Raw genomic sequence first — 7,210 nt, 5'->3', positions numbered from 1 at the left:
TTTGCCGTTGGGCTGGTTTTCCTTTTGCGTGCAAGTTTTAGAAGGCCTCGATCTACGGACAAGGCTAGTGAGAAGAAAAAGCACAGGGCTCGCAGACCTTGACAACGCCTACCCAGTCGGAACTTCAAAAAGGGGACCACGCTTGTCGAACACTTCTTCCTCGAGAAACATCCGCCCGTAGGGTGGCTTTGGCTCGACGGTCCCCTTTTTGAAATGGAGACGTCCAGTCAATTCCCCCTGCTGGCGTGTCAGAGTCGAAGAGAACAGTGCTTTTTCTTCTCCTCCACCATGTTGACTCAAACCAGATTTTCTTATTTTTTTATGGTTGGACAGAAGAACCCGGCCGATCAATCAGCTGCCGCAGCTTTGTCTCCGTTGCAGAATTCGGGTCAGGCGTGTAAATGCTGCACTGCAAATCCGCGCTCCCGGAAACTTGCAGCGAAGTCAGATCAAAGAGCATTTTCCCTGCCTTTGCATGACGGAATTCCAGTAAAACCTCCGGGGCTGAGCTGACGCGGCTTTGCTCCCATAGATCGTGAAAGTCGGGATGAACCTGCCGCATTTCGCTTAAAAACTGCTCATACCACTCGTCCTCCACATACTGACCATAATTCGCGCGAAAAATTGCGAGAAAGCCGCTGACGAAATGCTCCCAGTTAACGGCCAGCCGTCGCAATTCCTTTCGCGTAAACACCAGGCGGATCAAATTGCGCTCTTCATAAGGGATTTGTTCAAAATCGAGAAAGACATGTGCGGCTGCCTCGTTCCAGCCGACAATATGACTGCGCCGATCTGAAATGATGGTTGGACACGAGCGCAACTCTTTTAAGATTCGTTTCAGGGCAGGATTGATCTTCGGCGGCTCATCTTTTGGCAAACCTTGCCCGACTCCCGTGCCTGTCTCCAGTGCCAGCGCATACAAATATTTGCGCTCATCGACGGTGAGCTGCAAGGCTCTCGCTACCGCATCCAGAACAGAAGGCGAGACCTTGATGTCGCGGCCTTGTTCCAGCCATGTATACCAGGTGGAGCTGACCCCCGCAAGCTGAGCAACCTCTTCTCTACGTAGCCCGGGTGTTCTTCTGCGCGTCCCAGGAGCCAGCCCGACCGATTGTGGCAGGATTTTGGCGCGCTGCGCTTTCAAGAAAGTAGACAGTGCTTGCAAACGCGTTTGCTGATTCATGGTACACTCTCCATTTCCTCAACTGGTTAAGTTTGTTAGACTAGTACTTATTATACTAGGATAAACAACAACTTGTAATAGGATAACCCGTGTGACAAGATGATTCCCATAAGGCACTCAAATAGGAGGCTTACCATGGAAAAAGTCGTTGTTACAGGTATGGGAGTGATTTCCCCGATAGGGAATACAGTAAAGCAGTTTTGGAACAGTCTCGTCCAAGGGAAGTCTGGAATCTCGCATATTGACACGTTTGATACAGCTCGTAATAAAACGAAAATCGCCGGTTTGGTGCGAGATTTTGATCCGGTAGAGCGGTTTGGGCGCAAAGAGGCGCGACGAATGGATCGCTTTTGCCAGTTTGCCCTTGCTGCGGTAGAAGAAGCGTTAGAGGATGCAGAGCTTCGGCTGGACGAGTTGGACCGCGAGAGAATCGGGGTATATGTAGGTTCTGGCATTGGTGGGGTAGAGACGCTCCTTGAGCAGCATGATGTCCTGCGTGAGCGAGGTCCAGAGCGGATTAGCCCGACGCTAGTTCCCATGCTCATCTCCAACATGGCAGCAGCGATGATCAGCATCAAGTACGGTCTGTACGGACCGACGATGTCCCCTGTTACTGCTTGCTCGATTGGGAATACGTCCATCGGCGAGGCTTTCCGACTCATTCGATCGGGCGGGGCGGATATCGTCATCGCTGGTGGTTCTGAGGCAGCCGTGACGGACATATCTCTCGCCAGCTTTAGCAACGCGACGGCATTGTCCACGAGAAATGATGATCCAGCAGGAGCGAGTCGGCCATTTGATTCCAAGCGGGATGGGTTTGTCATGGCAGAGGGTGCCGGAATTGTGATTTTGGAATCAGAATCACACGCCCAAAAAAGAAACGCCCGCATGTATGCCGAGGTGATTGGCTACGGGGCAAGCTCTGATGCCTATCATATGGTGGCGACACATCCAGAAGGAATCGGTCCCTATCGCGCGATGAAATGGGCCCTCCAGGAAGCAGGGGTGCAAGCGACAGATGTGGATGTCATCAGTGCGCATGCAACCAGCACAGAAATCGGAGATCGCTCCGAGACATTGGCGATCAAAAAGCTGTTTGGCGAGGATGCTTACCGTGTACCGATCACCGCCAACAAATCGATGACTGGTCATATGTTTGGTGCAGCCGGGGGTGCGGAGGCGATCGCCCTGATTAAGAGCTTGCAGGAAGGAATCATTCCCCCGACGATCAATCAGGAGGAGCAAGACCCGGCCTGCGATCTGGACTATGTGCCAAATACAGCCCGCAGAGCTAGTCTCACCATCGGCATGTCCAATTCCTTTGGCTTTGGCGGTCATAACGCAGTCATCGTGTTGAAAAAAGTGTAACGGATAGAGTCTGTTTCCGTAGTCTCCGGTAGACTATGAGAGCAGGCTTTTTTCATTTCGGTAAAAAATGTGAAACGTTTTACAGTCCTGATTTCTCTAACTGGGGAGAAAAGGAGGGGGAACAGATTGAACAAAACGCTTGGTCTCGTTGCACGCGCCAAGAACGGTGATTCAGAGGCATTCCAAATGCTCATGCACCAGGAAAAAGCCAATCTGTATAAGATGGCTTTCGTGTACACGCGCAATGAAGAGGATGCACTGGAGGTTTTTCAGGAAACGGTCTATAAAGCTTTGATCTCCATTTCAACCGTAAAGGATGATCAATATTTTACGACATGGCTGACGCGAATTTTGATCAACACGGCGATTGCCTATTTGGCTAAAAAGCGAAAGGTAATTTCGCTGAGTACAGACATGATCGAAAATATACGAGATACAGAAGGGGTAAGGCTGGAAGAACGAATCGACCTTCTGGAAGCAATGGGAGAGCTCGAAGAAAAGTATGTAACGGTTCTCTTGCTGCGATTTTATAAGGACTATTCTGTAAAGCAAATCGCAGCCATGCTAGATTGCCCGGAAGGCACCGTGAAAACGAACATACACAGAGGTCTTACTCTATTAAGGAAGAAGCTGAAAGGGGAGTATTTCCATGAGAGAAAAAATTCATGCCTATAAAGAGCAAGTAGATCGCATTCCGGTCCCTACAGAGAAGCTGGACGACATTATCACCAAAATGGTTCGAGAAGCAGCACCACAAAGAAAACGCCTAAACAAAACGAAGCTGGTGTATAGTACAGGGGCTGCAGTCGTTGCTCTAGGTATCTTGTTTAGCTCAGCGGCTGTCTCACCCGCGATGGCAAACCTAGTCTCCAAGGTGCCTTTGATCGGATCGATATTCGCGACTTACGGTGACAGCGGATTGAAGCATGCGAGTGAAAAAGGCTTAACGACTGTCATCGGCGAGTCACAGAACGTAGGTGGCAATGCGATTACCGTCAATGAAGTCTACTATGATGGGACACGCTTTACGATTGGGTACACATTGGAAACGAAGGAGGCAGTCGGAGAGCATTATTTAGGCTCCTCACCAGATTTGACAGTGAACGGGGAAGCGTTTGGATACGCAGGAAGCAGCAAGCAAACACAAATCACACCGACGCTTGCGACCGGAATTGTCGATATCGACGCAATGAATGACTTGCCTCAGGAGTTCAAGCTAGGGTTGAGCTTCCAGGGGGAGGACGGCAAGAAGTGGAGCTTCTCCCTACCAATCAGTGAACGTACAGATACGAAACGCATTCCGATTAATCACCAGCAACAAGCTGGAGGCATTGACCTGACCGTTTCGGATGTCACACTGGGTCCAGCAGGGCTGGTTGTGAGCTTCCAGGCAGTAACCGAGGAAATTGGGTATTTATCGAGCTATTTGGAATTCAAGGTCGTTGATGAAAAAGGGAACGAGCTGGGAGCGTACTCAGGTGGCAGCCAAGGCAAAAAGTCCGACGGCAAAGAATATCTCACGGGTACAAGACGTTTCGACCCGGTGACAGCGGATGTAAAAGAATTAACGATCACGCCATATATGTCATTTCCTACGAACGGTGGTGGTGTCGAAATGGATGGCAAAGGGAAAGAAACACTGATCCAATCAGCAATCGAGACGATACAAAAGCATGGAAAGAACATCAAGTTCCATACGTTTACCATTTCCTTGCAAAAATAAAACCACACAAAAAAGCGTCCCTCCACATACTGGAGCGACGCTTCTTTACTTGATCAGGGCAAGAACTAGGATTGCTTTCTCATCGCACCTAGCTCTTCAACGATGGCGGTCATTTCATTGATACCAAACGCCGCTTTTTTCTGCACCATGTTGTACAGGTACAGCAAATCCTCGTAATGAACGAGATCGAAATCCTCCGGGCGCATCACCGCCGTATTCGCCATGTTCAGCTTTGCTTTGATGCCCTCGATAATAACGGCCAGGTTTTCTACAGTAGGTTGATTCAGGTCAGCCATACTTTCTCTCTCCTCTCATCAAAGCTGGTATTTATTTCGTCAGTTGCCCACGTGTGACGCCCAACTGGTTGGTTGCCTTCAGGGTACGCCATACGTGTGTACCGCTAACTTCTCCGCGCAATGCCTTGCGATACAGACTGATTACTTCTTTCACGCGCTCTGGCTCTTCTTCCAAAAACTCGATGCGGTAGCTGCCGACATTCAGGGAGCGGAACTCGCTCAAGTACTCAGCACCGGACTGGTCAATCGCGTTATAAACGGTATTGCGGCAACCGGTATCCACACGTATAGGGTGAGAGAAACCGACGCGGTCTTTCAAAGAAATACGGGAGGTCTCACATGGAGTTCCGCAGTTTGTATGGTCAGTACCTTCACTCATGAATGTGCAGTATACGCAGTGCTCAGTGTGGAACATCGGCATGTGCTGGTGGATAACCAGCTCCATATTCGCAGCGTTCGAGCGGCTGAGCAGATCGACCATCTGCTGGATGTTCAGATCGTACGATGGCGTAACGCGGTCAAGACCTGTTGCGAGGAACAGCTCAACTGCCTTGTGGTTCGCGACATTCAAGGAGAAATCGCCAATGAGCGGAATGTCGATTTCTTCGCGGCGAGACAAGTAGTAATAGAGTGCTCCCGTGTTGCGCACCAAAATAGCGTCTGGCTTGCTTTTCGCGATCAGGGCAAGGACACCGTTTTCATCCGGCATATGAATGCGCATCGTAGCAATCCCGATCTTTTTCCCGTACTTATGGGCCAGCTTTACACCCTCTGGATATTGCTTGACGAATTCAAAGTCAGCGTAGAGGAAGTCCACATCTGTTTGCGCAGCTGCTTCCAATTGCTCAAGCGAGCGGCACAGAGCTGTCAGGAGTGGTTTTTCCACTGGTGTGCTCGTGGGTACGTCCGCGTATACATTGATATCGTGATGGTGGTAAATCGGCGGCTTGGAACGCAGGAACACGAGCTGCTCGACTGCGTCACGGCGCATCCGGTTCAACTCACTGACAGGTACGATGAGATCCCCTTCGAGATCGACAGTCAGATCGTGAGCTTCCAGGTGGAAAATAGTTCCGCCTAGACGGCTGAGTTGATCGTGCAGCAATTCTTTCGTCAGAGGACGCTTCAAAGCAGTCTCCAGCAGCACGTCGGAAGGAACACTGACCGCGTGATTCTCCTGTTTATCCACCCAAGTGACGCTGAGCTTTTCACCCAGCTTGCCGCTTACGTGAACGGACAGCGGGAAGGTGCGATAAGGCTTTTCCGTCTCGAACGTTTTGCGCAGGCGACGATCCAGCTCAGGATCGCTCGTCTTCCATACGCGGTCCCCGACGTGAAGACGTTTCAGATTCACGTCATTGCGTCCCATGACGATTTCGTACATGCCTTTGGAAACTTCGCCTTCTACTTTTTTACTGCGGCTCAAAATATCGTAGATGCGACCGCCTTCTTCTTTTTGCGTGGGGTCACCCGCGTCGAATACGATTCCGTCTCCGCGTTTGACAGGAGCAGTGATGTCCACCAGTACGCCGGTAGGAAGCAGTTTTTTCACGGTTCCCAAAAACACACCGCGGCTTTTCGGGAACGATCCATCTACGAGCTGCTTGTTGTTTGTCCCGGTCAAAAATCCGTGTGTAAACCCGCGAGAGAAGCTTTGTTGCAGCTCGCGTACTTCTACCTCGGATGGTCCTGTATCTTGTCCGGCAAAATAACGCTCGATGGCGGCGTTGTATTTACTCACGACGTTTGCAACGTATTCAGGTGTTTTTAGACGACCTTCAATTTTAAAGGAAGTCACGCCAGCTTCGATCAATTCAGGAACCAAATCGATGGCAGCCAAGTCCTTCGGGGACAGCACGTAAGCAATATTTCCCATATCCTTTTGCACACCGTCTACCATCAGGTCATACGGCAAGCGACAGGCTTGGGCACACTCTCCGCGGTTTGCCGAGCGTCCACCCCACATTTCCGAGGTCAGACATTGTCCGGAATAAGAAACGCACAAGGCGCCGTGGACGAATACTTCCATCGGCAGCTTTGCTTTTTCCCCGATTTTTTTGATCTCTTTTAATGAATTTTCACGACCAAGTACGACGCGTTCCATATCAAACGGCTTCGTGAACTCCACCGCTTCCGGCGAAGTAATCGTCATTTGCGTAGAGCCGTGAATCGGGAAGTCTGGAGAAATCTCGCGGATCATCTTTACAAGACCGAGGTCTTGTACGATCACAGCATCTACTCCAGCGTGAATACAGGCGTCTATCAACTCGCGTGCATCTTCTAGTTCATTTTCAAAAACGAGAATATTAAAGGTAAGGAAGCCCTTTACCCCGTACATGTGCAAATAAGCCATAATCTCAGGCAGCTCCGCCATTTGGAAGTTCTCAGCACGCGCACGCGCGTTGAACTTTTCTACCCCAAAAAAGATGGCATTGGCTCCGTTGGCCACGGCTGCCTTCAAACAGTCCCAGTTACCAGCAGGTGCCAACAGCTCGATATCTTCACGCTTTATACCATTTCGCATTTGTATGTCATTACCTCCAAGGTCTTCAAACAAGCTCTTCTTCATCATAGGGAAATGTGCTGGTCACCGCAACAAAAACATCCTTTCTGCCAGATGTTGAAAATGTGCCTTCCAGA

At 50.2% G+C, this 7,210-nt stretch carries 7 protein-coding genes; 3 read left to right on the top strand and 4 right to left on the bottom strand.

Annotated features, from left to right (window positions below; translation table 11 throughout):
* Positions 1-108 precede the first annotated feature (108 nt).
* Together HPY27_RS22565 and HPY27_RS22560 are read right to left on the bottom strand one after the other, a co-directional pair.
* Entirely contained in the window at positions 109-300 is a 192-nt protein-coding gene (locus HPY27_RS22565; protein ID WP_173623794.1) for a hypothetical protein, read from the bottom strand.
* Between the two features lie 19 nt (positions 301-319).
* Complete coding sequence (locus HPY27_RS22560; RefSeq protein ID WP_173623793.1) at positions 320-1,183, bottom strand: helix-turn-helix transcriptional regulator; 864 nt, start codon at positions 1,181-1,183, stop codon at positions 320-322.
* Between the two features lie 135 nt (positions 1,184-1,318).
* On the opposite strand from HPY27_RS22560, the gene fabF reads away from it, so the two are divergent.
* The 3 genes from fabF (at position 1,319) to HPY27_RS22545 (ending at position 4,274) form a co-directional block, all read left to right on the top strand.
* Positions 1,319-2,551, top strand: coding sequence for a beta-ketoacyl-ACP synthase II (fabF, locus tag HPY27_RS22555; protein ID WP_174226009.1), 1,233 nt, complete (start codon positions 1,319-1,321; stop codon positions 2,549-2,551).
* 126 nt (positions 2,552-2,677) lie between these two features.
* Positions 2,678-3,226: a sigma-70 family RNA polymerase sigma factor gene (locus HPY27_RS22550; protein ID WP_173623791.1), complete on the top strand. Its 549-nt coding sequence runs from the start codon at positions 2,678-2,680 to the stop codon at positions 3,224-3,226.
* Entirely contained in the window at positions 3,201-4,274 is a 1,074-nt protein-coding gene (locus tag HPY27_RS22545; protein ID WP_173623790.1) for a DUF4179 domain-containing protein, read from the top strand. The genes HPY27_RS22550 and HPY27_RS22545 overlap by 26 nt, the downstream gene beginning before the upstream one ends.
* 65 nt (positions 4,275-4,339) lie before the next feature.
* On the opposite strand, the gene HPY27_RS22540 is transcribed toward HPY27_RS22545, so the two are convergent.
* Both HPY27_RS22540 and HPY27_RS22535 read right to left on the bottom strand, forming a co-directional pair.
* Positions 4,340-4,570, bottom strand: a complete 231-nt coding sequence (locus HPY27_RS22540; protein WP_007722824.1) for a DUF1128 domain-containing protein — start codon at positions 4,568-4,570, stop codon at positions 4,340-4,342.
* A 31-nt stretch (positions 4,571-4,601) separates the two neighbouring features.
* A complete protein-coding gene (locus tag HPY27_RS22535) occupies positions 4,602-7,094 on the bottom strand; it encodes a U32 family peptidase (protein WP_017250662.1) in 2,493 nt (830 codons plus the stop codon).
* Between the last annotated feature and the right edge of the window lie 116 nt (positions 7,095-7,210).

Origin of the sequence: Brevibacillus sp. HB1.1 (assembly GCF_013332445.1) — a bacterium.
Classification (GTDB): Bacteria; Bacillota; Bacilli; order Brevibacillales; family Brevibacillaceae; genus Brevibacillus; species Brevibacillus porteri.
The sequence above is the reverse complement of the archived record's forward strand: the minus strand, read 5'-3'. Positions and strand labels throughout refer to the sequence as shown.

What these genes read in the sequence shown, in the direction of transcription:
- HPY27_RS22560 (WP_173623793.1), bottom strand. Translation starts at nt 1,183, where the DNA reads ATGAATCAGCAAACGCGTTTGCAAGCACTGTCTACTTTCTTGAAAGCG.
- fabF (WP_174226009.1), top strand. Translation starts at nt 1,319, where the DNA reads ATGGAAAAAGTCGTTGTTACAGGTATGGGAGTGATTTCCCCGATAGGG.
- HPY27_RS22545 (WP_173623790.1), top strand. Translation starts at nt 3,201, where the DNA reads ATGAGAGAAAAAATTCATGCCTATAAAGAGCAAGTAGATCGCATTCCG.
- HPY27_RS22540 (WP_007722824.1), bottom strand. Translation starts at nt 4,570, where the DNA reads ATGGCTGACCTGAATCAACCTACTGTAGAAAACCTGGCCGTTATTATC.
- HPY27_RS22535 (WP_017250662.1), bottom strand. Translation starts at nt 7,094, where the DNA reads ATGCGAAATGGTATAAAGCGTGAAGATATCGAGCTGTTGGCACCTGCT.